Origin of the sequence: Halopseudomonas formosensis (assembly GCF_900115905.1) — a bacterium.
In the GTDB taxonomy this organism is placed as follows: domain Bacteria; phylum Pseudomonadota; class Gammaproteobacteria; order Pseudomonadales; family Pseudomonadaceae; genus Halopseudomonas; species Halopseudomonas formosensis.
In genome coordinates, this window is record NZ_FOYD01000004.1 from 100,788 (window position 1) to 124,124 (window position 23,337).

The following is a 23,337-nucleotide window of genomic DNA, read 5'->3' on the forward strand; positions in this document are numbered from 1 at the left end:
CAGTTGATGTTCCGTGCTGCTCAGCGCAGTACCACCCACAGCAGCATCAGTGCCTGGAAGATGGAAAACACGATCAGGCAGCCGATGGCGAAGCGGTGTCCCAGGTCGTTGCGCTGGTATTCTTCCAGGCGTGCCTGCAGGGTGGTGATCTGTGCCAGCTGCTGGCGGTTCTGGGTTTCCTGCTCGCGCAACTGCTGCAGCAGCTCACCGACATGCAGGCGCTGGACGCGCTCGACATTCCAGCTGGCGACCAGATCGCCGACCCGGTTGGCCTGAGCCTTGCCCTGGGTGCGACCCTCGTCATTGTAGGACTGATGGAATCCGGCGCGCTTGAGCAGACGTTCACGAATCTGGCGGGCTTCACCATCGGCAACCTCGGCGGCATGCAGGGTGATGGGCGTAACGGCATAGTCGGCGTACTTGCGCTGTGCCCAGTCGATCAGCTGTGCCAGCAGGAAACCGCCCACGCCCCGCTGCGCCGGGAAGATGCGCAGGCCCTGAAGGGGGCCGAAACGCACCCGCTGGTGGCGGTGGTCCACCAGCATTTCCATATAATTGGTGCCCGGCGGCACGCTGTCTTCCTCGATGCGCAGCTCCAGACGCAGCAACTCCAGGCTGGCAACCCGCTCATGGGTCACGGCGACCTGCGCCAGCCGTTCGCCATGCAGCATCAGCCGCCCCTTGTACACCGGCTTGAGCTGAATCCAGTAATACTCCGAGGGGCGCGCGTGGGCGAAGGGGTCCCGCGGGGGAGCGGGTTCCTGGGCCGGGCTGTGAGGCTGATCGTCGGACATGGTTTTCCTTCCTGAATACCTGCTGTATCGGTAGTCTGGTGCAGATCTTGAATCTTATCCTGCCAGCAGCGCCTGCCACACCAGCCGCAACGCCAGCAGGGTCAGCAGCAGGTTGAAGATCAGGGTGAAACGCCGATCATTCAGACGCCGCAGCAACCGCAGCCCCAGCCAGGTGCCGACCGCACCGGAGAGGATCATCAATACTATCAGTCCCAGCCAGTCGGCGAAGACGAAGCCGGCGGCACCATAGATGATCGCCTTGGGCGCATGCTGCAGGCACATGGCGGCAGCGAAGGTGGCCACCGTGGAGAAGCGTTCGCCTTTCTGCTGCTGCTTGACGAAGGCGGCCACCAGCGGCCCCGTGGCCCCCACGAACAGACTGATGAAGGTGGTGATCGCCGCCGCCACAAGGGTGCCGACGGCGCTGGTGGCAATGCGGGGGATCGGCGGACCCCAGCACAGCAGCAGAATGAAGGCGGCGATGCACAGCTGAACCAGGGCCAGCGGCAATTCGACCAGAAACAGGCTGCCCAGCCAGGCGCCGAGCAGGGCGCCGGGGGCGAACCAGAGAATGAGTCGCAGGTTGATGTGTCGCAGCGTCATGCTGGCGCGACTGATGTTCGAGCCCAGCTGGACCATCCCGTGTACCGGGATGATCGCTGCCGGCGGCAGGGCCACTGCCATCACCGCCAGCAGCAAGACGCCGCCGCCGATACCCAGCGAAGCGGTGACGGCCGAGGTCAGCGCCGATACGGCAATCAGCATCAGGCTGGTCAGCGCAGGCAGGTCGGCGGGCAGCACATCGGTCAGTAGCGGCATCAGCTGATGTTCGTTGGCCAGTGGTAGCGGCATTGTACAGGAGCCGATTCCTGCGCGCAGTCCGCACTGTCACCGGAACGGACGGGGGGCTATAATCGGTCTTTTCACTGATTCCGGGATGGAAGGCGCGCATGGCCGGCAATACTCTGGGCACACTCTTTACCGTTACTACCGCTGGCGAGAGCCATGGGCCGGCGCTGGTTGCCATCGTCGATGGCTGCCCCCCTGGGCTGGAGCTGTCGGCAGCGGATCTGCAGAAGGATCTGGACCGGCGCAAGCCGGGCACCAGCCGACACACCACCCAGCGTCAGGAGCCGGACGAGGTCGAGATCCTCTCCGGCGTGTTCGAGGGGCGCACCACCGGCTGCCCGATCGGTCTGCTGATCCGCAATACCGACCAGAAGTCCAAGGACTACTCGGCCATCCAGAACCTGTTCCGTCCGGCCCACGCGGATTACACCTACCACCACAAATACGGCATCCGCGACTATCGTGGCGGCGGCCGCTCCTCGGCCCGGGAAACCGCCATGCGGGTGGCGGCCGGTGCCATTGCCCGCAAGTATCTGGCTACCCAGGGCATTCAGGTGCGCGGTTACATGAGCCAGCTGGGACCGATCGAGATCCCGTTCCGCAGCTGGGAAGCGGTGGAGCAGAATGCCTTCTTCAGCCCCGACCCGGACAAGGTGCCGGAGCTGGAAGCCTACATGGATCAGCTGCGCCGTGATCAGGACTCGGTCGGGGCGAAGATCACCGTGATTGCCGAGGGCGTGCCGCCGGGGTTGGGCGAGCCGGTATTCGATCGGCTGGATGCCGAGCTGGCCTACGCGCTGATGAGCATCAACGCGGTCAAGGGTGTGGAGATCGGCGCCGGCTTTGCCTCTGTCGCCCAGCGCGGTACCGAACACCGTGACGAGCTGACCCTGGAGGGCTTTACCAGCAACAACGCCGGCGGCGTGCTGGGCGGTATCTCCTCCGGTCAGCCGATTGTCGCCCATCTGGCGCTCAAGCCCACTTCGAGCATCACCACCCCGGGCCGTTCCATCGATCTGCATGGCAATCCGGTGGAGGTGGTGACCAAGGGGCGCCACGACCCTTGCGTCGGTATCCGCGCTACGCCCATTGCCGAGGCGATGATGGCGCTGGTGCTGATGGATCACCTGCTGCGCCATCGGGCACAGAATGCCGATGTGCAGGTGTATACCCCGGTACTGGGTCAGCTCTGACCGCGTCCGTGATCCGACAGCGGCGGCGGGAGCGCTGAGATGCTGCCGTACTGGCGGCTGTCGGGTTTCTATTTCTGCTACTTCGCCCTGCTCGGCGGAGTAGCGCCGTTCCTTTCCCTGTACTTCCATTACCTGGGTTTCAGCGCCGCCAGAATCGGCGAGCTGGTGGCCATCCCGCTGCTGATGCGCTGCCTGGCGCCCAACCTCTGGGGTTGGCTGGGCGACCGCAGCGGCCGGCGGCTGCTGATCGTGCGCCTGGGTGCGTTGCTCACGGCGCTGAGCTTCAGTGCCATTCTCTGGCGTCAGGACTACCTGTGGCTGGCGCTGGTGATGGCGCTGCACAGCTTCTTCTGGCACGCCATCCTGCCCCAGTTCGAGACCATCACGCTGGCCCACCTGGGTGCCCAATCGGCGCGCTACAGCCAGGTGCGGCTGTGGGGCTCGGTGGGCTTCATTCTCGCGGTGGTGCTGCTGGGTATGCTGCTTGAGCACTATTCGCTGGCAGCCTATCCGCCGGCCATGCTGGGCATCATGTGCGGCATCTTTGTGTGCAGCCTGCTGGTGCCCCCGGTGCCGACAGGATCGGCGCCGGGGGCGGGCGGTTCGCTGGCCGGCTTTGTCCATCAGCTGCGCCAGCCCGGCGTATCCGTGTTCTTCCTCAGCGCAGCCCTGATGCAGCTGTCCCACGGGCCTTACTACACCTTCCTGACCCTGCACCTGGAAGCGCTGGGCTATGCCCGCGGCTGGATCGGGGCCCTGTGGGCGCTGGGGGTGATCGCCGAGATTGTGTTGTTTCTGCTGATGGCTCGGCTGCTGGCGCGCTTTTCCCTGAAGCAGCTGCTGGTGGCCAGCTTTGTCCTGGCGGCGCTGCGCTGGCTGCTGCTCGGCTGGTTGGCGGCGGATCTGCCACTGCTGCTGTCTGCCCAACTGCTGCACGCTGCTACTTTCGGCTGCTTCCATGTCACTGCAGTGCACCTGGTGCAGCGCAGCTTCGGCAGTGAACACCAGGGGCAGGGACAGGCGCTGTATGCCACCCTGTCCGGCTGCGGCGGTGCGCTGGGGGCGCTCTACGCCGGTTACAGCTGGAACTCGCTGGGCGCCGGCTGGACCTTCACCCTGGCCAGTCTGGCCGCGGCTGCGGCGGCGCTGCTGCTGTGGCGGCGTCTGCCAGCCAGGGTCTGAGGCTGGGCTATAGTGGTGAGCACGGAGGTGGCGTAATGAATACCAACTTCATGCTGGTGGCTGCGTTCATGGTGCTTCTGCTGCTTGTCCTGTCAGCAATCAGCAGCGTCGCGGCCAGCGATATCGGGCGCAGGGCCAAGGTGCGCTGGATAGTGCTGGTGGCGCTGGTACCGCTGCTCGGCTTGGGAATCTGGTGGCTACGGGGGCCGAAACGATCATGAGTGAACTGGAGCAGACCCGGGTGGCGCTGGTGACCGGTGCCGCCCGGGGAATCGGCAAGGGAGTTGCCGTCAGCCTGCTGCGCGCGGGCTGGGATCTGGTGCTGGGGGATGTGGATGAGGCGACCGGGCTGGCCACCGCCGAGGAGCTGGCGCGGCTGGGCAATGTCGAGTTCGTCGCACTGGATGTGGCCGATGAGGCCAGTGTGCAGGCGGCGCTGGAGCAGATCGAGGAAGACTTCGGCCGGCTGGACGCCGTGGTCAACAACGCCGGGCTGTCCGATCCGGATACCGGCCCGCTGGAACAGCTGAGTCTGGCCGACTGGAACCGCATGCTGGCGGTCAATCTCACCGGGGCATTTCTGGTCTCCCGGGCCAGCATCCCGCTGCTGCGCGAGAGCCGTGGGGCCATTGTCAATATCGCCTCGACCCGGGCGCTGCAGTCGGAAGTGAATACCGAGGCTTACGCGGCGGCCAAGGGTGGGCTGGTGGCCCTGACCCATGCCATGGCCATCAGCCTGGGGCCGGATATCCGGGTCAATGCGGTCAGTCCCGGTTGGATAGATACCCGCGACAGCGTCCTGCAACGCAGTGATCCGCTGCGGCGGATCGACCACGAGCAGCATGCGGTGGGGAGGGTTGGTCAACCGGCGGATATCGGGGAGCTGGTGGCTTTTCTGCTGAGTCCGGCGGCGGGTTTCATTACCGGGCAGAATCTGGTGGCCGACGGTGGCATGAGTCGGCAGATGCTCTATCGGGAGTAGGCGCCGCTCCGGATGAAGCGGCGCCGGGGGAGTTACTTCTCGACGAAGGCGCGCTCGATGGCATAGTGGCCCTGAATGCCCTGACGGGATTCCTCGAAGCCCCAGCCATCCAGGATGGCGGTCAGGTCCTTGAGCATGGCCGGGCTGCCGCAGAGCATGAAGCGGTCGTCTTCCAGGTTCGGCTTCGGCAGGCCGATGTCCTCGAACAGCTTGCCGCTGGTCATCAGATCGGACAGGCGCCCCTCGTTGCGGTAGGGCTCGCGGGTCACGGTCGGGTAGTAGATCAGCTGTTCACGCACCTGCTCGCCGAAGTACTCGTTGTTCGGCAGCTGCTGGGTAATCAGATCCTGATAGGCCAGCTCGCGCACCCAGCGGCAACCGTGGGTCAGGATCACCTTGTCGAAGCGCTCGTAGGTTTCCGGGTCCTGGATGATGCTGATGAAGGGCGCCAGACCGGTGCCGGTGCTCAGCAGGTACAGGTTGCGGCCCGACAGCACGTTGTCCAGAACCAGGGTGCCGGTGGGTTTGCTGCTGACGATGATGTTGTCACCTACCTGGATGTGCTGCAGGCGCGAGGTCAGCGGGCCGTCCGGCACCTTGATGCTGTAGAACTCCATGGTGTCCTCGTAATTCGGGCTCGCGATACTGTAGGCGCGCATCAGCGGGCGACCCTCGACTTCCAGACCTATCATGATGAAATGGCCGTTCTTGAAGCGCAGACCCGGATCACGGGTGGTCTTGAAGGTGAACAGGGTGTCGGTCCAGTGATGTACGCTGAGGACAGTTTCGGTTCTGAATTTGGACATCGCGACAAGGCTCTCCAGGGATGAATCGGGATTTGCCGGCATTCTACTGCCGGGCTAATCTACCGGTTAAGTGATTTATTTTAATTTGCTTATCCGGGAAAACCGATAATGAAATACACGCTCCGCCAGCTGGAAGTCTTTCTCGCAACGGCTTACCACGAGAACCTCACCCGCGCGGCAGAGAGCCTGGCGATGTCCCAGTCCGCAGCCAGCAGCGCGCTGCGCGATCTGGAGGGGCAGTTCAACGTTCAGCTGTTCGATCGTATCGGGAAGAGACTGCAGCTCAACGAGCTGGGCCGCAGCATCCGACCGAGGGCTCAGGCGCTGTTGGAGCAGGCCCAGGGGCTCGAGGCGGCTCTGGCGGGGGGCGAGGAGATCGGGCACCTGCGGGTAGGGGCGACCATGAGCATCGGCAACTACATTGCGGTGGGCATCATGACCCGCTACATGCTCGAGCAACCCGGCGCCCGGGTCGAACTGGAAGTCGCCAATACCTCCACCATAGTGCGCAAGCTGGCCAACTTCGAACTGGATCTGGGGATGATCGAGGGGGAGAACCTGCACCCGGATCTGAAGATGCTCTACTGGAAGGAGGACGAGCTGGTGGTGTTCTGCGCGCCGGATCACGAGCTGGCGGGCAAGCCCTGGCTGACCGACGAGGACCTGCTGCAGGCCGAATGGATAGTTCGCGAGCCGGGGTCGGGAACGCGGCAGAATTTTGAATGGGCGCTGCACGGCATCCTGCCGCAGCTCAATATCAAACTGGAGCTGCAGCACACCGAGGCCATCAAGCGTGCAGTCGAGGCCGGGCTCGGGGTGGGGTGCCTGTCAGCCATCACCCTGGGCGATGCCTTTCGCCGGGGGACCCTGGTGCCCCTCCCGGTGCCGCACCGTGATTTCAAGCGGGGATTGTACTTCGTGCGTCACCGCAACAAGTTCATCAGCGCGGGCATGCGTCGCTGGCTGGAACTGTGTCGGGAGTCGCAGCCGGATTTCGAGGCGGGTGTCTGACAGGGGCGAGAGCAGGGAGGTTGCGCCACCCGGTAGAACCGGGTGGCGCAGGAGGCATCAGAGCACCAGCTCACCGTCCTGCAGCGGGATGCGGTCCCCGGGGTGGCGATCCATGCGTACCGAGCCGGTACGCTCGCCAATGCGATATTCGACCTGATAGCCGACCACATTTTCCTTGCTGTCGTACACGGTTTCGCAGCGCTGTTCGGTGGTGGTGTAGGTGTTGTTCTGCTGCATGCGCTCCTGGGTCTTGTTGCCCGCATAACCGCCTGCTGCAGCACCTGCCACCGTGGCGATCTTCTTGCCGGAGCCGCCGCCGACCTGGTTACCCAGCACACCACCGATCACGGCACCGGCGACACTGCCAAGCACCTGGTGCTGGTCCTGTACCGGGCGCTGCCGGGTAACGGTGACATCCTGGCAGACCTGGCGGGGAATGCGCTCATTCTCCGTGAGCTCGACCACGTTGAGCACTTCCGCATGGGTGGGGGCTCGGTCCGACAGCGCGTTGTATCCGGCGATGGCGCCGCCTGCGGTGGCCACGACCGCGCCAATGACTATGCCTGACAACATTGACTTGTTCATACTGATTTCCTGACATCGATTGACAATTCAGCAGGGGGATTCCCACCTGATGCCTCTATGACCATGGTCATTGCATCAAGTTCACCCCGACTGCATCGCCGATTCCTGCAGCAGCGACATCAGGGCCTGTCCGGCATTGGACAGGGTGCGGCCGCTGTGATGGATGCAACCCAGCTGGCGCTCCAGCTGCACGCCGGGCAGCTGCAGTACGCGAACCTGGGAGTCCAGCATGCTGCGTGGCAGCACGCTCCAGGCCAGACCGATGGATACCAGCATCTTGATGGTCTCCATATAGTTGGTGCTCATGCCGATGCGCGGCTGCAGGTTGTGCTGTTCGAACAGTCTGCCCACCACCTGATGGGTGAAGGTATTGGAGCCGGGAAACACGGCCGGATACTGCGCCAGCTGGCGCAGCTCCAGCTCTCGGGTCTGTCCCAGCGGATGATCCGGAGCGACAACGAACTCCAGAGGGTCGCGCCAGATGCGGGTCGCCACCACCGGCGGGGCTATCTGGGGTGCCAGGGTAATCACCGCCAGTTCGATCTCGCCCTGCAGCACCTTTTCATAGGCCACCTCCGAGTCGAGGAACTGGATGTCGAGTGACACGCCCGGGTAGGCTTTGGTGAAACGGCGCAACACCGGGGGCAGGCGGTGCAGCCCGATGTGGTGACTGGTGCCCAGCTGCAGCCGCCCCTGTACCGTCGCCGACAGGTTGCCCAGTGCCCGCGCCGTGTCCTTGAGCGTATTGATGATCAGCTCCGCACGCGGTCGCAGGGCTCGGCCTGCTTCGGTCAGGTCCACCCGCTTGCCGATGCGATCGAACAGACGGGCATCCAGCTGCTGTTCCAGCGTGGCGATGCGCTTGCTGATGGCCGGCTGGGTCAGGTGCAGGCGCTCGGCGGCGCGGGAGAATGACCCGGTGTCGGCCACGGCTAAAAAGGCATCCAGGTTGGCGGTGTCCATAACATCATTCCTGCTGGTTATCCAAGGCATGAATATAATGAATTTGTTTTATTCTATACCTGCCCGTACCATCCGTGGGGTGATTTATCAGCCATGAGCCTTTCAGGAGACACCCATGTCCGCCAAGACGCTCTACGACAAGTTGTGGGACAACCACCTGGTCAAGCAACGGGATGACGGTTCCGCCCTGTTGTACATCGACCGCCACCTGCTGCATGAGGTGACCTCGCCGCAAGCCTTCGAAGGGCTGCGTCTGGCCGGTCGCAAGCCCTGGCGCATCGATGCCAACCTGGCAACTCCCGACCACAACGTGCCTACCGACAACCGCGCCGCGGGCGTCGCCGGGATCGAGGATGAGGTCTCCAAGCTGCAGGTGGTAACCCTGGACCAGAACTGCGATGACTTCGGCATCCTCGAATTCAAGATGACCGACCGGCGTCAGGGCATCGTGCACGTGGTCGGGCCGGAGCAGGGTGCGACCCTGCCGGGCATGACCATCGTCTGCGGCGACTCCCATACTGCCACCCACGGCGCGTTCGCCGCGCTGGCCCATGGTATCGGCACCTCCGAGGTCGAGCACGTGCTGGCCACCCAGTGCCTGGTGGCCAAGAAGATGAAGAACATGCTGGTCAAGGTCGAAGGCGAGCTCGGCTTCGGCGTGACCGCCAAGGACATCGTGCTGGCGGTGATCGGCAAGATAGGTACCGCCGGCGGCAACGGCCATGCCATCGAGTTCGCCGGCTCGGCGATCCGCAGCCTGTCCATCGAAGGTCGCATGACCGTATGCAACATGGCGATCGAAGCCGGTGCCCGGGTAGGTCTGGTGGCCTGCGACGAGAAAACCATCGCCTACGTCAAGGACCGTCCCTACGCGCCCAAGGGCGAGGACTGGGACCGGGCCGTCGAGGCCTGGCAGGATCTGGTATCCGATCCCGACGCCCACTTCGACACCGTGGTCGAGCTGGACGCGGCGCAGATCAAGCCACAGGTGTCCTGGGGCACGTCACCGGAGATGGTGGTGCCGGTGGATGCCAATGTTCCGGACCCCGAACAGCAGGCCGATCCGGTCAAGCGCAGTGGTTATCAGCGAGCCCTGCAGTACATGGGCCTGCAGCCCAACCAGCCGATCACCTCGATTGCGGTCGACCGGGTATTCATCGGCTCCTGCACCAACTCGCGCATCGAGGATCTGCGCGCCGCAGCCGTGGTAGCCAAGGGTCGCAAGGTCGCCGCCAGCGTCAAGCAGGCAATGGTGGTGCCGGGTTCCGGTCTGGTCAAGGAGCAGGCCGAGCGTGAAGGTCTGGATCTGATCTTCAAGGCAGCCGGCTTCGAGTGGCGCGATCCGGGTTGCTCCATGTGTCTGGCCATGAACCCCGATCGTCTGCAGCCGGGCGAGCACTGCGCCTCGACCTCCAACCGCAACTTCGAGGGTCGTCAGGGCAATGGTGGGCGTACCCATCTGGTCAGCCCGGCCATGGCTGCCGCTGCGGCGATTGCCGGCCATTTTGTTGATGTTCGCGAGATGCTCAGAGAGGAGGCGACCGCATGAAGGCCTTTACCACACATACCGGCCTGGTAGCGCCGCTGGATCGGGCCAACGTCGATACCGACCAGATCATTCCCAAGCAGTTTCTGAAGTCGATCAAGCGCACCGGTTTTGGTGCCAACCTGTTCGATGAGTGGCGCTATCTGGATGAGGGCTATCCGGGGCAGGACAACAGCCTGCGTCCGCTGAACCCCGACTTCGTGCTCAACCAGCCCCGCTACCAGGGTGCCAGCGTGCTGCTGGCCCGGGAGAACTTCGGCTGCGGCTCCAGTCGCGAGCATGCGCCCTGGGCGCTGGATGAATACGGCTTCCGCGCGGTACTGGCGCCGAGCTTTGCTGATATCTTCTTCAATAACAGCTTCAAGAATGGTCTGTTACCCATTGTTTTGAAAGAAGAAGAGATCGACGAGCTCTTTGCCCAGGTCGACGCTCAGGAAGGTTATCAGCTGACCGTGGACTTGCAGCAGCAGACCGTCACCCGCCCCGATGGCGTGCAGTACAGCTTCGAGATCGACGAGTTCCGCAAGCATTGCCTGCTCAATGGCCTGGATGACATCGGTCTGACCTTGCAGGACGCGGATGCGATCCGCGCCTTCGAGGAGCGGCACCGTCAGGCCCAGCCCTGGCTGTTTGGCGCCATCAAGTGAGATCAGGGGCCGGGGGCACCGGCCCGTTTGAGGAATATGCATACATGAGCAAGAAGATTCTGGTTCTCCCGGGTGACGGTATCGGCCCGGAAATCGTTGCCGAAGCGGTCAAGGTGCTTCAGCTGGTCGGCGAGAAGTACCAGTTGTCGCTGGAGCTGAGCTATGACGATCTGGGCGGCGCCGCCTACGATCGCTACGGCACGCCGCTGGCCGATGAAACACTCGAACGTGCCCGCCAGGCCGACGCGGTTCTGCTCGGCGCGGTGGGCGGGCCCAAGTGGGACACCATAGACCCCGCCCTGCGCCCGGAGCGCGGCCTGCTGAAGATCCGCTCCCAGCTGGGGCTGTTCGCCAACCTGCGTCCGGCGCTGTTGTACCCGCAGCTGGCCGAAGCCTCCACCCTCAAGCCCGAGGTGGTTGCCGGTCTGGACATCCTGATCGTGCGCGAGCTGACCGGCGGCATCTATTTCGGTCAGCCCCGTGAGCGCCGTGTGCTGGACAACGGCGAGCGTCAGGCATACGACACGCTGCCCTACAGCGAGAGCGAGATCCGTCGCATCGCTACCGTCGGCTTCGACATGGCTCGCCTGCGCAACCGCAAGCTGTGCTCGGTGGACAAGGCCAACGTGCTCGCCTCCAGCCAGTTGTGGCGTGAGGTGGTGGAAGAGGTGGCCCGGGACTACCCGGATGTCGAGCTGTCGCACATGTATGTGGACAACGCCGCGATGCAGCTGGTGCGCGCACCCAAGCAGTTCGATGTGATAGTCACCGATAACATGTTCGGCGATATCCTCTCCGACCAGGCCTCAATGCTCACCGGCTCCATCGGCATGCTGCCCTCGGCGTCTCTCAACGAGCAGAACAAGGGCATGTACGAGCCCTGCCACGGCAGCGCTCCTGATATCGCCGGACAGGGCATTGCCAACCCTCTGGCAACCATTCTGTCGGTATCCATGATGCTGCGTTACAGCTTCGGCGAAGCCGCCGTGGCCGACGCCATCGAACGGGCCGTCAGTCAGGTGCTGGATCAGGGGCTGCGTACTGGTGATATCATGGCGCCGGGCTGCCGCCAGGTTGGTACCGCGGAAATGGGTGACGCCGTGGTAGCTGCGCTGAAAACCCTGTAACCTGTTGTGTTTCCCATATGCACCCGGCATCTGCCGGGTGCTGTTGTCGAGAATCTTCACCCCATGGGGGTCTTGCTGTTATGAAACAAGTTGGTTTGATTGGCTGGCGCGGTATGGTGGGCTCTGTGCTCATGCAGCGGATGCGCGAGGAAAATGATTTCGCTTCCATCGACCCGGTGTTCTTCACCACGTCCAACGTGGGTGGTGCCGGTCCGGATATCGGCAAGGATATCCCGGCACTGAAAGATGCCTACGATCTCGATGCTCTCAAGCCAATGGACATCATCATTACCTGCCAGGGTGGTGATTACACCAACGAGGTCTATCCCAAGCTGCGCGCGGACGGCTGGAAGGGTTACTGGATCGACGCGGCCTCGGCCCTGCGCATGGAAGACGAGTCCGTCATCGTGCTGGACCCGGTCAACCGGCGCAGCATCGATCAGGCCCTGCGTGACGGCATCAAGACCTACGTCGGCGGCAACTGTACCGTCAGTCTGATGCTGATGGGCCTCGGTGGCCTGTTCGAGAACGGTCTGGTCGAGTGGATGACCGCCATGACCTATCAGGCCGCCAGTGGTGCCGGTGCCCAGAACATGCGTGAGCTGATCAGCCAGATGGGTGGCCTGCACGCCAGTGTCGCCGACCAGCTGGCCGACCCGGCCAGTGCCATCCTCGACATCGATCGCCAGGTCGCCGCCACCATGCGCGACGCCTCCTTCCCGGTGGACAACTTCGGCGTGCCGCTGGCCGGCAGCCTGATCCCCTGGATCGACAAGCAGCTGCCCAACGGTCAGAGTCGTGAAGAGTGGAAGGCCCAGGCCGAAACCAACAAGATCATCGGCCGCAGCGGTCGCCCGATTCCGGTGGACGGCATCTGTGTGCGCATCGGTGCCATGCGGTGCCACAGTCAGGCGCTGACCATCAAGCTGAACAAGGATGTACCGCTGGCGGACATCGAAGCGATGCTCGATGCCCACAACCCCTGGTCCAAGGTGGTGCCGAACGAGAAAGAGGCCACAGTCCGCGAGCTGACCCCGACCGCGGTGACCGGTACCCTGAAGGTGCCGGTGGGTCGTCTGCGCAAGCTCAACATGGGCTCCCAGTACCTGTCCGCCTTCACCGTGGGCGACCAGCTGCTGTGGGGTGCGGCCGAACCGCTGCGTCGCATGCTGCGGATCCTGCTCGAAGGCTGAGGCCGGCCGGCAGTACAATCCGAGTGAGGAGGGCATTCCCGGCTGACGGGGATGCCCTTTGCTTTTCAGGCTTTATATGAATTCGAGAAACTCCCCTATGCCCAACACCCGCAATATCGCCCTGATAGGCCTTACCGGTCTGGCAGGTGAAGCTCTGCTCAACCTGCTGGACGAGCACGAGTTCGATTTCGAGCAGATTCACCTGGTGGATACCGAGGAGCAGGCTGGCGGCCGGCACATGGTCAAGGGCCACAGTCAGCGAGTGGAAGTGCTGGAGCGCTTCGACTTCTCCCAAGTGGCGGTGGTGCTGTTCGCCGATGCCTGGCTGGCGTCGGACTGGGCCGACCGGGTGGTAGCTGCGGGCTGCGTCGTGGTGGATGCCTGCGGTGCCTTCCGGCACCGGCGGGATGTGCCCCTGGTGGTTGCCGAGGTCAACCCGCAGGCCCTGGCGGACATGGGGTCGCGCCGGATCGTGTCCTGTCCCGACGCCCAGGTGGTGCAGACCCTGATCGCCCTGCAACCACTGGTCGCCGAGGCCGGGCTGCAGTCGCTGACCATCGCCACCTACCAGTCGATGTCCACCCTGGGCAATGATGAAGTGGAAGCACTGGCGCTGCAGACCGGGCGGCTGCTCAATGGGCAGCCGGCGGAGAAGGGTGCCTTCGACAAGCAGGCGGCCTTCAACCTCATTCCCCGGGTCGGCGAGCTGGACGAGGCGGGCAACAGTCAGCTGGAACAGCATCTGGCAGAGGATGTGAGGCGAATCCTGGGTATGCCCCAGTTGCCGGTGTCGGTCACCTGCGTTCTGGTGCCGACCTTCTTCGGCACCGCCCAGGTCATGCAGTGCCGCACGGATCAGCCCCTGGCAAAGGCCCGGGCCCTGACCCTGCTGCGCCGCGCACCGGGTATCAAGCTGCTGGACAAGCCCGCCGCGGGCGGTTATCCCACGCCGGTATCCGACGCCACCGGCAGTGATCACGTGTGGGTCGGTCGGGTACGTCAGGACGACCTGGATCCTGCCGGTATCGGCATGTGGGTTGTCTCTGATAATCTTCGGAAAGGTGTCGCACTTAACGGTCTTGCTGTTGCACAGTTATTGATAAAAGACTATTTGTAATCGATACTTGCTGCTGATTTGTATCGCTTCAGACAAGACCCTGACACTCACCGGTTTTGAATTGAGGTGGCTCGGGTTGCCGGCAGCTGGTACGGTTATGCGGCCGCTGCTGCGGTGATGGGTTCATGGACGCGTGTAAACGATAAAAGCAAAGGATCTTCGCTATGGTTCGCAAACTGGTTTTGGCTGTCGCCGCAGCTAGCGCTCTGATGTCTTCCAATATGGTGCAGGCGCTGGGGGTTGGGGAAATCAATCTGCGGTCGGCGCTGAATCAGCCACTGGACGCCGAAATCGAGTTGTTGCAGGTTCGGGATCTGAGCAGTGCCGAGATCCGCTCGGTGCTGGCTTCTCCGGATGACTTCGGCAAAGCCGGTATTGATCGCGCCTTCTTTCTTACCGACCTGACCTTTACTCCGGTCGTGCAGCCCAACGGCAGATCCTATATCCGGGTGACCTCCAGTCGCCCGGTCCGGGAGCCCTATCTCAACTTCCTGATGGAAGTCCGCTGGCCCTCGGGGCGCGTATTGCGCGAGTTCACCCTGCTGCTTGATCCGCCCATGTACGACCCGACGCCGGTCACCTTCAGTGCGCCTGTGACGCCGCCAGCTGCCGCCAGCGCGCCGGCGCCCCGGTCGTCGGCCGCCCCGGTGGTACGCCAGCCGGCGCCTGCCGCTGCGCTCCGCGCAGCGGCTGCTCCGTCCCAGGCTGGATCTGCTGCCCGTGACGGTCAGCGGCGCACCACCCGGGATGACACCCTCTGGGCCATTGCCATGGAGACCCGTCCCCAGGGCGCCAGCGTGCACCAGACCATGCTGGCCATTCAGGACCTGAACCCGAATGCCTTTATCGACAACAACATCAACGCGCTCAGGGCCGGCCAGACGCTGACGCTGCCTACCGCCGAGCAGGCCGCTGCCCGCAGCAACGCCGAAGCCATTGCCGAGGTCGGCAACCAGAATGCCGCCTGGCGCAATCGCCAGCGGCCGGCTGCCGAGCCCGCCCAGCGCCAGCTCGACGCACGTGAGCGCAGCGTTGCCGGTGCTGCCCCCGCCCAGTCCCGTGGTGAGGATTCGCTGCGACTGGTCGCGGCGGGTGACAGCGCGAAAGACACTTCTTCCTCCGGCGGCAGCGGTGATCTGCGCGACGCGCTGGATCAGACCCGTGAGCAGCTGGATACCTCCGAACAGGCCCGCAATGAACTGGCCAGTCGTCTGAGCGATCTGGAAAGCCAGGTGGAAACCCTGCAGCGGCTGCTGACGCTGAAGGACGCACAGCTCGCTGCCCTTCAGCAGGAGCTGGCTGCCGACGGGCAGCTGCCGGACATCCTGCCGGTGCCCGAGGCTGAGCAGGTCGCCGAGCTGTCTGCGGAGGATGCGGCAGGGCAGGAGCCCGGTGATGTCGCTCCCGACACCGAGATTACCGAGGCGGAAGGCGTAGAGCCGTCCGCTGCCACCGTGGCCGAGGGCCCTGAGGCCGCTGGCGAAGCGTCGGCCGCTCTGGCCGAGGCCGAGCCTGCCGATGCGGACGATGGCGATGCGGGCGAGTCGGCGGACGCCGCCGACGACGAACAGGTGGCTCTGGTTGCCCCTGGCGCGGTGGATACCCAGGCCGGTAACGATCCCCAGGGTGGCGCTGCGGCGACCCCTGAACCCAGCGCGCCGGTAACCGGTGCTGCGCCCCCCGCTGCCCAGACCGACTCCAGTCCCCAGGCTCTGCTGCAGCGCTTCATGCAGAACCAGACCCTGGTCCTGAGCACTGGCGCGGTGGCACTGCTGATATTGCTGCTGATTCTGATGTCCGTTGCCCGCCGCAACGCACGTCGTGAGGCGGAGCTGGCCGAGGATTATGCACGGTCTGGCCTGGCTTCCGGTGCAGCTGCTGGCGCAGCAGCTGCAGCCGAGAGCGCCGAAGGTGATGAGTTCAATGTGGCCCTGGCCGAAGCGCAGCAGGAGCCGGTTCAGGACGAAACCGCTGACATTTCTCCGGATGCCGAGCTGGATGCGGCGCTGGCCGAGATCGACGATTCCCGGGACGAGCTCCTGGGCGGCGGGCTGGAGGACGGCGATCAGCGTGATGCAGAGCTGCCGGCAGAGCATGCCGAGGACGGTCTGGAAGCGTTCGAGGTGGAAAGCAGCCTGGAGGAGCTGGCCGAGTCCGATCAGGCCGCCACTGAAGCCATGGATTTCGATTTCGCCGACTTCGGGCTGGAAGAGGAATCCGCCGCATCGCTGGCTGACAGCAACGAGTCCGAGCCGGGCTTCGATCTGGATTTCGATCTGGATGAGATCCCGGCAGAAGGTGCGGAGGCCTCGGTCGAGCCGGTGGCAGAAGAGCCGCTGGTGTTCCAGGAGCCGGAAGTGGAATCTCCCCTGGCCGAGCCGGCGGCGGATGATTTCGATCTGACCCTGGATGACGAGCTTCAGGTGGACAACCTGCTGGCCGAGTTCGATGCCCTCAGCGATGCCGAGCCGGACTCGACTGCTGTGGAGCAACCGGAAACGCCCGCTGAGGATGAGTTCAGCCTGAGTGACGAGGATCTGGCCAGCTTCGAGGCCCAGTTGCAATCGGCCATGCAGGGTGAAGAGCAGGTTGGCGCAGGCGCACCGCAGGACCAGGAAGAACCCCTGTTCGAGACCCCGGCCCTGCTCGACGAAGGTCTGGGCGATGACCTGATCGACGGGGAGCTCGACGAGGACTTCGCCTTCCTCTCCGACACCGACGAGTGTGCCACCAAGCTGGATCTGGCCCGCGCCTACATCGACATGGGCGACGAGGAGGGGGCCCGTGATATCCTTGCCGAAGTGGTCGAGGAAGGAAACGAACAGCAACGGCAGGACGCTCGGGAAATAATGGAGCAACTTGGCTGATACATGAGTAGTACGACTGATGAAGCGGCCGCCCAAGGGGCGGCCGCTGCTTTTTCAAGGGTTGCCGCCTGTGTTGAATACAGCGGGACGGCCTATCGCGGCTGGCAACGCCAGCAGCCCGGCGTGAAGAGCGTTCAGGAGGAGGTCGAGAAGGCCCTTTCCAGGGTCGCCAACCACCCGGTGCAACTGTTCTGCGCCGGGCGAACCGATGCCGGAGTGCATGCGGCCTGCCAGATCATTCACTTCGATACCAGCGCGCGGCGGACGCCGGAGAACTGGTTCCACGGTGCCAACGCCAACCTGCCGCACGATATCAGCCTGGTCTGGGCCAAGCCGGTGGGGCTGGACTTCCATGCCCGCTTTTCGGCGATGGCCCGCCGCTATCGCTATGTGATCTACAATGATCCGGTACGCCCGGCGCACCTCGGCCGGGAGGTGACCTGGAATTACCGCCCGCTGGATGTGGAGCGCATGCAGGAAGCGGCTCAGGTGCTGATCGGCGAGCACGATTTCACCTCCTACCGGGCTACCGCCTGTCAGGCCAAGTCACCGGTCAAGACGGTGCACCATCTGAAACTGATCCGCTTCGGCCGCTTCATCGTGCTGGATATCCGCGCCAACGCCTTTTTGCACCACATGGTGCGCAACATCGCCGGCGTACTGATGCAGATCGGCTGTGGCGAGCGGCCGGTGGAATGGGCCGCGGAGATACTGGCGGCACGCAACCGGCATACCGGTGGTCTCACTGCGCCGGCCTACGGTCTGTACCTGGTGGATGTGACCTACCCCGAACATTTCGAGCTGCCCAGCCGCTATATAGGGCCGCACTTCCTTTCCGCGCTCAATGAGCTGGACTGACGGGTCGCGGATTGATCTGCTACTATCCTTGGCTTCCGTTATACAGAGTACCCGGCTGAATTCATGGTGCGTATCAAAATCTGTGGCATCACCCGTGTTGAAGATGCCCTTGCTGCGGCGAGGGCAGGCGCCGATGCCATTGGTCTGGTGTTCCACGAAGCCAGCCCGCGGGCTGTCGATATCCAGCGGGCGAGCCTCATTGTCCGGGCGCTGCCGCCCTTCGTGACCAGTGTCGGTCTGTTCGTCGATGCCGAGGAGGCGCGAATCTGTCAGGTGCTCGAGCGGGTGCCGCTGGACATGCTGCAGTTCCATGGTGATGAGCCTGACGACTTCTGCCGGCGCTTTGCGAGGCCTTATCTCAAGGCAGTACGAGTGCGCCCCTGCGTCGACCTGGACAGCCTGGCGGGCAACTGGCCGGGGGCCAGCGGCATTCTGCTGGACAGTTACAAACCGGGTGTGCCCGGCGGCACCGGCGAGACCTTCGACTGGGGGCTGATCCCGGCGCAGCGCAACTGGAACCTTGTGCTGGCCGGCGGCCTGAGTGCCGGCAATGTGCGCGAGGCGGTGGATTTGACCCAGCCCTGGGCAGTGGACGTCAGCGGTGGCGTGGAAGCCGCCAAGGGCATCAAGGATGTCTCGAAAATCAACGCTTTTATTCAAGAGGTGAAGCGTGTCTGATTCAAAATCGATCGATTTCGCAAGCGTGCCTGATCAGCGCGGTCACTTTGGTCCCTACGGTGGCCGCTTCGTATCCGAGACGCTGATGGATGCACTGGATGAGCTCGATCAGCTCTACAGGAAGCTCAAGGACGACCCCGAGTTCCAGGCCGAGTTCGACCGGGATCTGGCGCACTACGTCGGCCGGCCCTCACCGCTGTACTTTGCCGAGCGGCTGACCAGCAAGATCGGTGGCGCACAGATCTGGCTCAAGCGCGAGGACCTGAACCACACCGGCGCGCACAAGGTGAACAACACCATTGGTCAGGCTCTGCTGGCCAAGCACATGGGCAAGCCGCGGGTGATCGCCGAGACCGGTGCCGGTCAGCACGGCGTGGCCACCGCAACCGTAGCGGCGCGCCTCGGCCTCAAGTGCCAGGTCTACATGGGCGCCGAGGACGTCAAGCGTCAGGCGCTGAACGTGTATCGCATGAAGCTGCTCGGTGCCGAGGTCATTCCGGTCACCTCCGGCTCCCAGACGCTCAAGGACGCGATGAACGAAGCCATGCGCGACTGGGTTACCAACATCGATGACACCTTCTACATCATCGGCACCGTGGCCGGCCCGCATCCCTATCCGCAGATGGTCCGTGACTTCCAGTGCGTGATAGGTCGCGAGGCGCGGGAACAGTGCCTGAAGCAGGCCGGCCGCCTGCCCGACGCACTGGTCGCCTGCGTTGGTGGTGGGTCCAATGCCATCGGTCTGTTCCACCCCTTCCTGCAGGACGAAGGGGTCGCCATGTACGGCGTGGAAGCGGCCGGTGACGGGCTGGATACCGAGCGCCATGCCGCGCCGCTGAACCGTGGCAAGCCGGGCGTGCTGCACGGTAACCGTACCTACCTGATGGCCGACGAGAACGGCCAGATCATCGAGACCCACTCAGTCTCCGCCGGTCTCGACTATCCCGGTGTGGGGCCCGAGCACAGCTGGCTCAAGGACATCGGACGGGTCCAGTACATGGGGGCAACGGATGAGGAGGCCCTGGCAGCATTCCGCGAGCTGACCCGCGTCGAAGGCATCATGCCTGCGCTGGAGTCCAGCCATGCCGTGGCTTATGCAATGAAACTGGCCGCCACCATGCGTCCGGACCAGATCATCGTGGTCAACCTGTCCGGCCGTGGCGACAAGGACATCCATACTGTCGCCGCTATTGATGGCATCAGCATTTAAGGATCTGACATGAGCCGAATCAAGCAGTGTTTCGACCGGCTGCGCGCCGAAGGCCGCAAGGCACTCATTCCCTACATCACCGCCGGTGACCCGAACCCGCAGATGATGCTGCCGCTGATGCACGAGCTGGTGGAAGCCGGCGTCGACGTGATCGAGCTGGGCGTGCCGTTCTCCGACCCCATGGCGGATGGCCCGGTCATCCAGCTGGCGATGGAGCGGGCACTTGCCCACAACGTCGGTCTGCGCGATGTGCTGGACATGGTGCGTGAGTTCCGCAAGACCAATCAGACCACCCCCGTGGCACTGATGGGCTATCTCAACCCGGTCGAGCACATGGGTTACGAGGCCTTTGCCGAGCAGGCCGCTGCTGCCGGTGTCGACGGCGTACTGCTGGTCGACCTGCCTCCGGAGGAGGCCGAGGAGGTCGCGCCGCTGTTCCGCAGTCATGGTCTGGACAGTATTTTCCTGCTGGCCCCGACTACCACGCTGGAGCGTGCGCGGCGGATCTGCGAGAACGCCAGCGGTTATGTCTACTATGTTTCACTCAAGGGTGTGACCGGATCGGCTACTCTGAACGTCACCGAGGTAGCAGAAAAGCTCAAGCAGCTGCGCACCATCACCGATCTGCCGATCGGTGTCGGTTTTGGTATTCGTGACGGCGCCTCCGCCGCCGCGATCGCCAGTGTGGCTGACGGGGTAGTGGTGGGTTCGGTGCTGGTCAGTCAGATCGCCGCCAACCTGGGCGACCCGGAGCAGGCCCGCGCCGGTATCGCGGCGATCATTCGCGATATGCGGGCAGCCATGGATCGCTGAGCGATCGGGCAATGTGATCAACCCAGACAACAGATAAGGATTGGCAATGAGCAACTGGCTGGTGGACAAGCTGATTCCCTCCATCGTGCGTTCCGAGGCACAGAAAAGCAGCGTGCCGGAAGGACTGTGGCGCAAGTGCCCCTCCTGTGACGCGGTGCTGTATCGACCCGAGCTGGAAAAGAATCTGGATGTCTGCCCCAAGTGCAGTCATCACCTGCGCATCAATGCACGCCGTCGCCTGGACATCTTCCTGGATGCCGATGGCCGCAGCGAGATTGCTGCTGAACTGGAGCCGGTGGACAAGCTCAAGTTCCGTGACACCAAGAAGTACAAGGACCGCCTGACCGCGGCCCAGAAGGAAACCGGTGAGAAGGACGCCCTGGTGGTCATGCAGGGATACCTCAAGGGCATGCCGCTGGTCGCCAGTGCCTTCGAGTTCAACTTCATGGGCGGCTCCATGGGCAGCGTTGTGGGTGCGCGCTTCGTGCGTGGTGCCGAAGTGGCCCTGCGCGAGCGCATTCCCTATGTCTGCTTCCCGGCCTCGGGCGGCGCCCGCATGCAGGAGGCCCTGTTCTCCCTGATGCAGATGGCCAAGACCAGTGCGGTGCTGGCCCGTCTCAAGGAGGAGGGCATCCCCTTCATCTCCGTGATGACCGACCCTGTCTACGGTGGTGTTTCCGCGAGTCTGGCCATGCTCGGTGACCTCAACGTGGCCGAGCCCAACGCGCTGATCGGCTTCGCCGGGCCTCGGGTGATCGAGCAGACGGTACGCGAGAAGCTGCCGGCTGGCTTCCAGCGCAGCGAGTTCCTGCTCGAGCATGGTGCGCTGGACATGATCATCCCGCGCAACGAGATGCGCGATCGTCTGGCCGGCATCCTGGCCATGCTGACCAATCAGCCGTCGCCGGTATCCGGTCCGGCTGAGGCGAGCGCGGTGGCATCACTCGGTGAGTGACGCCATGGATCTGGCCGCCTGGCTCAGGCGGCTCGAGGGTCTGCACCCTGTCGAGATAGACATGGGCCTGGGACGGGTAGCCGACGTGGCTGCCCGTCTCGGTATCGGCAAGCCGGCCCCGCTGGTATTCACCGTCACCGGCACCAATGGCAAGGGTTCGACCTGCGCGGCGCTGGACAGCCTGCTGCGCATGTCGGGTCGCCGCAGCGGCTGCTACAGCTCGCCCCACCTGGTGCGCTACAACGAACGGGTTTGCATCGATGGCCGACCGGTTGCCGATGAGGCGCTGTGTGAGGCGTTCGAGGCCATCGACCAGGCCCGGGGCGATATCTCCCTGACCTACTTCGAATTCGGCACACTGGCGGCCTTCTGGCTGTTCCAGCGTGCGGGGCTGGACGCGGTCGTTCTGGAGGTCGGACTGGGTGGCCGCCTGGATGCGGTCAACATAGTCGACGCCGATGTGGCGGTAGTGACCAGCATAGGCCTGGACCATGCGGATTATCTGGGTGATACCCGTGACTCGGTCGGTTACGAGAAGGCCGGGATCATGCGCCCCTCCGGTTTGCTGGTGTGTTCCGAGACCGATCTGCCGCCGCGCTTTGCCGCCGAGGTCGCGCGTCTGCAGGTGCAGATGTGGCAGCGCGGCCGTGATTACACCTGGCAGCAGCAGGATGGCAGCTGGGAGCTGACCGGCCAGCGCGGCGGTGCCCCGGGGCGGGTGGGCCTGCCGCCGGTCAGTCTGCCGCGGGACAACCTGGCGACGGCGGTTCAGGCATTCTGGGCCGCGGGGCTGGACATGCCCGATGCCGGGATTGCCCGGGCCATTGCCGAAACCTCGGTGGCCGGTCGGCTGGATGCCCGTCGCATCGACTGGCGCGGCCAGTCCCGGCAGCTGCTGCTGGATGTGGGGCACAACCCCCAGGCGGCGGAGTTCCTGGCCGGGCACCTGGCACAGGATCTGGCGTCAGGTCAGGCCGCGGTCTTCGGTCTGCTCTCGGACAAGGACCTGGCCGGTATCCTGCTGCCGCTGCGCGGACGCTTTTCGAGCTGGGCAGTGGCTCCGTTGCCGACCCCGCGCAGCCGTCCTGCCGCGGAGCTGGCGGCCGAGCTGGAACGGGCAGGGGAGCGGGCCATGACCTTTGCCGATATCGGCGAGGCGATAGCCTGGCAGCTGGACCACACACCCGTTGATACGAAAATCATCATTTTCGGGTCGTTTTTCTGCGTGGCCGAAGCCATACTCTGGTTGGACAGACAACCCGGCGGAGGCAATTGATGGAACAGGGGCTCAAGCAGCGCATCATCGGCGCTGTGGTACTGGTTATCGCGGCAGTCATCTTTCTACCCATGCTGCTGTCCGAGCAGGATGAGACCGTTCAGGTGGAGGTCGAGGTGCCTGCGGCGCCGGTCATGGACGACAGCGACATGCTGAGTGCGCTGCCCCCGACACTGCCCGAACCTGCGCCGGTGCCGGAGATCCCAGCGCCGCCCGTCCAAGCCGAGCCGGTTTCGCCTCCCGTGGTCGAAGCGCCGGCGCCGGTCGCGCCGCCGGCGGAGCCCGCTCCCGTGCCCGAGCCTCCCACAGCCCCTCCGGCAGCCGAAGTGACGGCACCGACAACCCCGACAGCCTCTTCCGCCCCTGCCATCGGTGGCTGGGTCGTGCAGCAGGGCAGTTTTTCCAGCGCCGCCAATGCCGAAAGCTTCCGCCAGACCCTGGCTGGACAGGGCTACAACGCCTACACCCGGGTGGGGCAATCGGCGGGCAAGGAAATCGTCCGTGTCTATGTCGGTCCGCTCAATTCCCGGGAAGCCGCAGTGCGGGTGCGTGACGAGCTCGAGCGCCGACACAGCAGCAAGGGACTGGTGGTGGCGCACGATGAGTCGACCCGGGCTCCCTGAGCCGGGGGTCGAGGCGAATGCCAGGTGGTGGATTGCCTGTTCCGATGTGCAGGGTCGCTCTG

The 23,337-nt window shown here is 64.2% G+C and carries 23 protein-coding genes; 18 read left to right on the forward strand and 5 right to left on the reverse strand.

Going from position 1 to position 23,337, the window contains the following annotated elements; translation table 11 throughout:
* Positions 1–20: 20 nt before the first annotated feature.
* Both BM046_RS07700 and BM046_RS07705 read right to left on the reverse strand, forming a co-directional pair.
* Positions 21–794: a hypothetical protein gene (locus tag BM046_RS07700; RefSeq protein ID WP_090538519.1), complete on the reverse strand. Its 774-nt coding sequence runs from the start codon at positions 792–794 to the stop codon at positions 21–23.
* Between the two features lie 54 nt (positions 795–848).
* Positions 849–1,646 (reverse strand): TSUP family transporter, encoded by a 798-nt coding sequence (locus BM046_RS07705; protein WP_218150015.1) that lies wholly within the window; start codon positions 1,644–1,646, stop codon positions 849–851.
* Positions 1,647–1,744: 98 nt separating this feature from the next.
* On the opposite strand from BM046_RS07705, the gene aroC reads away from it, so the two are divergent.
* Genes aroC through BM046_RS07725 form a run of 4 tightly spaced genes read left to right on the forward strand, consistent with a single transcriptional unit; the run spans position 1,745 to position 5,000 of the window.
* Complete coding sequence (aroC, locus tag BM046_RS07710) at positions 1,745–2,836, forward strand: chorismate synthase (RefSeq protein ID WP_090538520.1); 1,092 nt, start codon at positions 1,745–1,747, stop codon at positions 2,834–2,836.
* A 39-nt stretch (positions 2,837–2,875) separates the two neighbouring features.
* Complete coding sequence (locus BM046_RS07715) at positions 2,876–4,018, forward strand: MFS transporter (protein WP_090538521.1); 1,143 nt, start codon at positions 2,876–2,878, stop codon at positions 4,016–4,018.
* A gap of 35 nt (positions 4,019–4,053) precedes the next feature.
* Positions 4,054–4,239 carry a hypothetical protein gene (locus tag BM046_RS07720; RefSeq protein WP_090538522.1) on the forward strand — a complete coding sequence of 62 codons (186 nt, stop codon included), beginning with the start codon at positions 4,054–4,056 and terminating at the stop codon, positions 4,237–4,239.
* Positions 4,236–5,000 carry an SDR family oxidoreductase gene (locus tag BM046_RS07725; protein WP_090538523.1) on the forward strand — a complete coding sequence of 255 codons (765 nt, stop codon included), beginning with the start codon at positions 4,236–4,238 and terminating at the stop codon, positions 4,998–5,000. The genes BM046_RS07720 and BM046_RS07725 overlap by 4 nt, the downstream gene beginning before the upstream one ends.
* Positions 5,001–5,032: 32 nt before the next feature.
* Here BM046_RS07725 and BM046_RS07730 read toward each other — a convergent pair whose 3' ends face one another.
* Positions 5,033–5,806: a ferredoxin--NADP reductase gene (locus BM046_RS07730; RefSeq protein WP_090538524.1), complete on the reverse strand. Its 774-nt coding sequence runs from the start codon at positions 5,804–5,806 to the stop codon at positions 5,033–5,035.
* A gap of 108 nt (positions 5,807–5,914) precedes the next feature.
* Here BM046_RS07730 and BM046_RS07735 point away from each other — a divergent pair, with 108 nt between their 5' ends.
* A complete protein-coding gene (locus BM046_RS07735; RefSeq protein ID WP_090538525.1) occupies positions 5,915–6,817 on the forward strand; it encodes a LysR family transcriptional regulator in 903 nt (300 codons plus the stop codon).
* 57 nt (positions 6,818–6,874) lie between these two features.
* On the opposite strand, the gene BM046_RS07740 is transcribed toward BM046_RS07735, so the two are convergent.
* Positions 6,875–7,402, reverse strand: coding sequence for a glycine zipper 2TM domain-containing protein (locus BM046_RS07740; RefSeq protein WP_090538526.1), 528 nt, complete (start codon positions 7,400–7,402; stop codon positions 6,875–6,877).
* Between the two features lie 81 nt (positions 7,403–7,483).
* A complete protein-coding gene (locus tag BM046_RS07745; RefSeq protein WP_090538527.1) occupies positions 7,484–8,365 on the reverse strand; it encodes a LysR family transcriptional regulator in 882 nt (293 codons plus the stop codon).
* A gap of 115 nt (positions 8,366–8,480) precedes the next feature.
* Here BM046_RS07745 and leuC point away from each other — a divergent pair, with 115 nt between their 5' ends.
* From leuC to BM046_RS07810, 13 genes are all read left to right on the forward strand, one after another.
* The gene (gene leuC, locus BM046_RS07750; protein ID WP_090538528.1) at positions 8,481–9,914 is read left to right on the forward strand and encodes a 3-isopropylmalate dehydratase large subunit; all 1,434 of its coding nucleotides are present in this window, start codon (positions 8,481–8,483) and stop codon (positions 9,912–9,914) included.
* Positions 9,911–10,558: a 3-isopropylmalate dehydratase small subunit gene (gene leuD, locus BM046_RS07755; protein WP_090538529.1), complete on the forward strand. Its 648-nt coding sequence runs from the start codon at positions 9,911–9,913 to the stop codon at positions 10,556–10,558. Before leuC ends, leuD begins: the two co-directional genes overlap by 4 nt.
* A 44-nt stretch (positions 10,559–10,602) precedes the next feature.
* Positions 10,603–11,685, forward strand: coding sequence for a 3-isopropylmalate dehydrogenase (gene leuB / locus BM046_RS07760; RefSeq protein ID WP_090538530.1), 1,083 nt, complete (start codon positions 10,603–10,605; stop codon positions 11,683–11,685).
* An 80-nt stretch (positions 11,686–11,765) separates the two neighbouring features.
* On the forward strand, positions 11,766–12,878 hold the full coding sequence (asd, locus tag BM046_RS07765) for an aspartate-semialdehyde dehydrogenase (RefSeq protein WP_090538531.1): 1,113 nt from the start codon (positions 11,766–11,768) through the stop codon (positions 12,876–12,878).
* 97 nt (positions 12,879–12,975) lie between these two features.
* Entirely contained in the window at positions 12,976–13,995 is a 1,020-nt protein-coding gene (locus BM046_RS07770; protein WP_177197818.1) for an aspartate-semialdehyde dehydrogenase, read from the forward strand.
* A gap of 209 nt (positions 13,996–14,204) precedes the next feature.
* Complete coding sequence (locus BM046_RS07775) at positions 14,205–16,862, forward strand: FimV/HubP family polar landmark protein (protein ID WP_177197819.1); 2,658 nt, start codon at positions 14,205–14,207, stop codon at positions 16,860–16,862.
* Positions 16,863–16,865: 3 nt separating this feature from the next.
* Positions 16,866–17,720 carry a tRNA pseudouridine(38-40) synthase TruA gene (gene truA, locus BM046_RS07780; RefSeq protein ID WP_090538534.1) on the forward strand — a complete coding sequence of 285 codons (855 nt, stop codon included), beginning with the start codon at positions 16,866–16,868 and terminating at the stop codon, positions 17,718–17,720.
* Between the two features lie 63 nt (positions 17,721–17,783).
* The gene (locus tag BM046_RS07785; protein ID WP_090538535.1) at positions 17,784–18,398 is read left to right on the forward strand and encodes a phosphoribosylanthranilate isomerase; all 615 of its coding nucleotides are present in this window, start codon (positions 17,784–17,786) and stop codon (positions 18,396–18,398) included.
* The gene (trpB, locus tag BM046_RS07790) at positions 18,391–19,608 is read left to right on the forward strand and encodes a tryptophan synthase subunit beta (RefSeq protein WP_090538536.1); all 1,218 of its coding nucleotides are present in this window, start codon (positions 18,391–18,393) and stop codon (positions 19,606–19,608) included. The genes BM046_RS07785 and trpB overlap by 8 nt, the downstream gene beginning before the upstream one ends.
* A gap of 9 nt (positions 19,609–19,617) precedes the next feature.
* Positions 19,618–20,421, forward strand: a complete 804-nt coding sequence (gene trpA / locus BM046_RS07795) for a tryptophan synthase subunit alpha (RefSeq protein ID WP_090538537.1) — start codon at positions 19,618–19,620, stop codon at positions 20,419–20,421.
* A gap of 46 nt (positions 20,422–20,467) precedes the next feature.
* On the forward strand, positions 20,468–21,376 hold the full coding sequence (accD, locus tag BM046_RS07800) for an acetyl-CoA carboxylase, carboxyltransferase subunit beta (protein WP_090538538.1): 909 nt from the start codon (positions 20,468–20,470) through the stop codon (positions 21,374–21,376).
* Between the two features lie 4 nt (positions 21,377–21,380).
* Positions 21,381–22,652, forward strand: a complete 1,272-nt coding sequence (gene folC, locus BM046_RS07805) for a bifunctional tetrahydrofolate synthase/dihydrofolate synthase (RefSeq protein WP_090538539.1) — start codon at positions 21,381–21,383, stop codon at positions 22,650–22,652.
* A complete protein-coding gene (locus BM046_RS07810; protein ID WP_090538540.1) occupies positions 22,652–23,275 on the forward strand; it encodes an SPOR domain-containing protein in 624 nt (207 codons plus the stop codon). The genes folC and BM046_RS07810 overlap by 1 nt, the downstream gene beginning before the upstream one ends.
* The last annotated feature ends 62 nt before the right edge of the window (positions 23,276–23,337 follow it).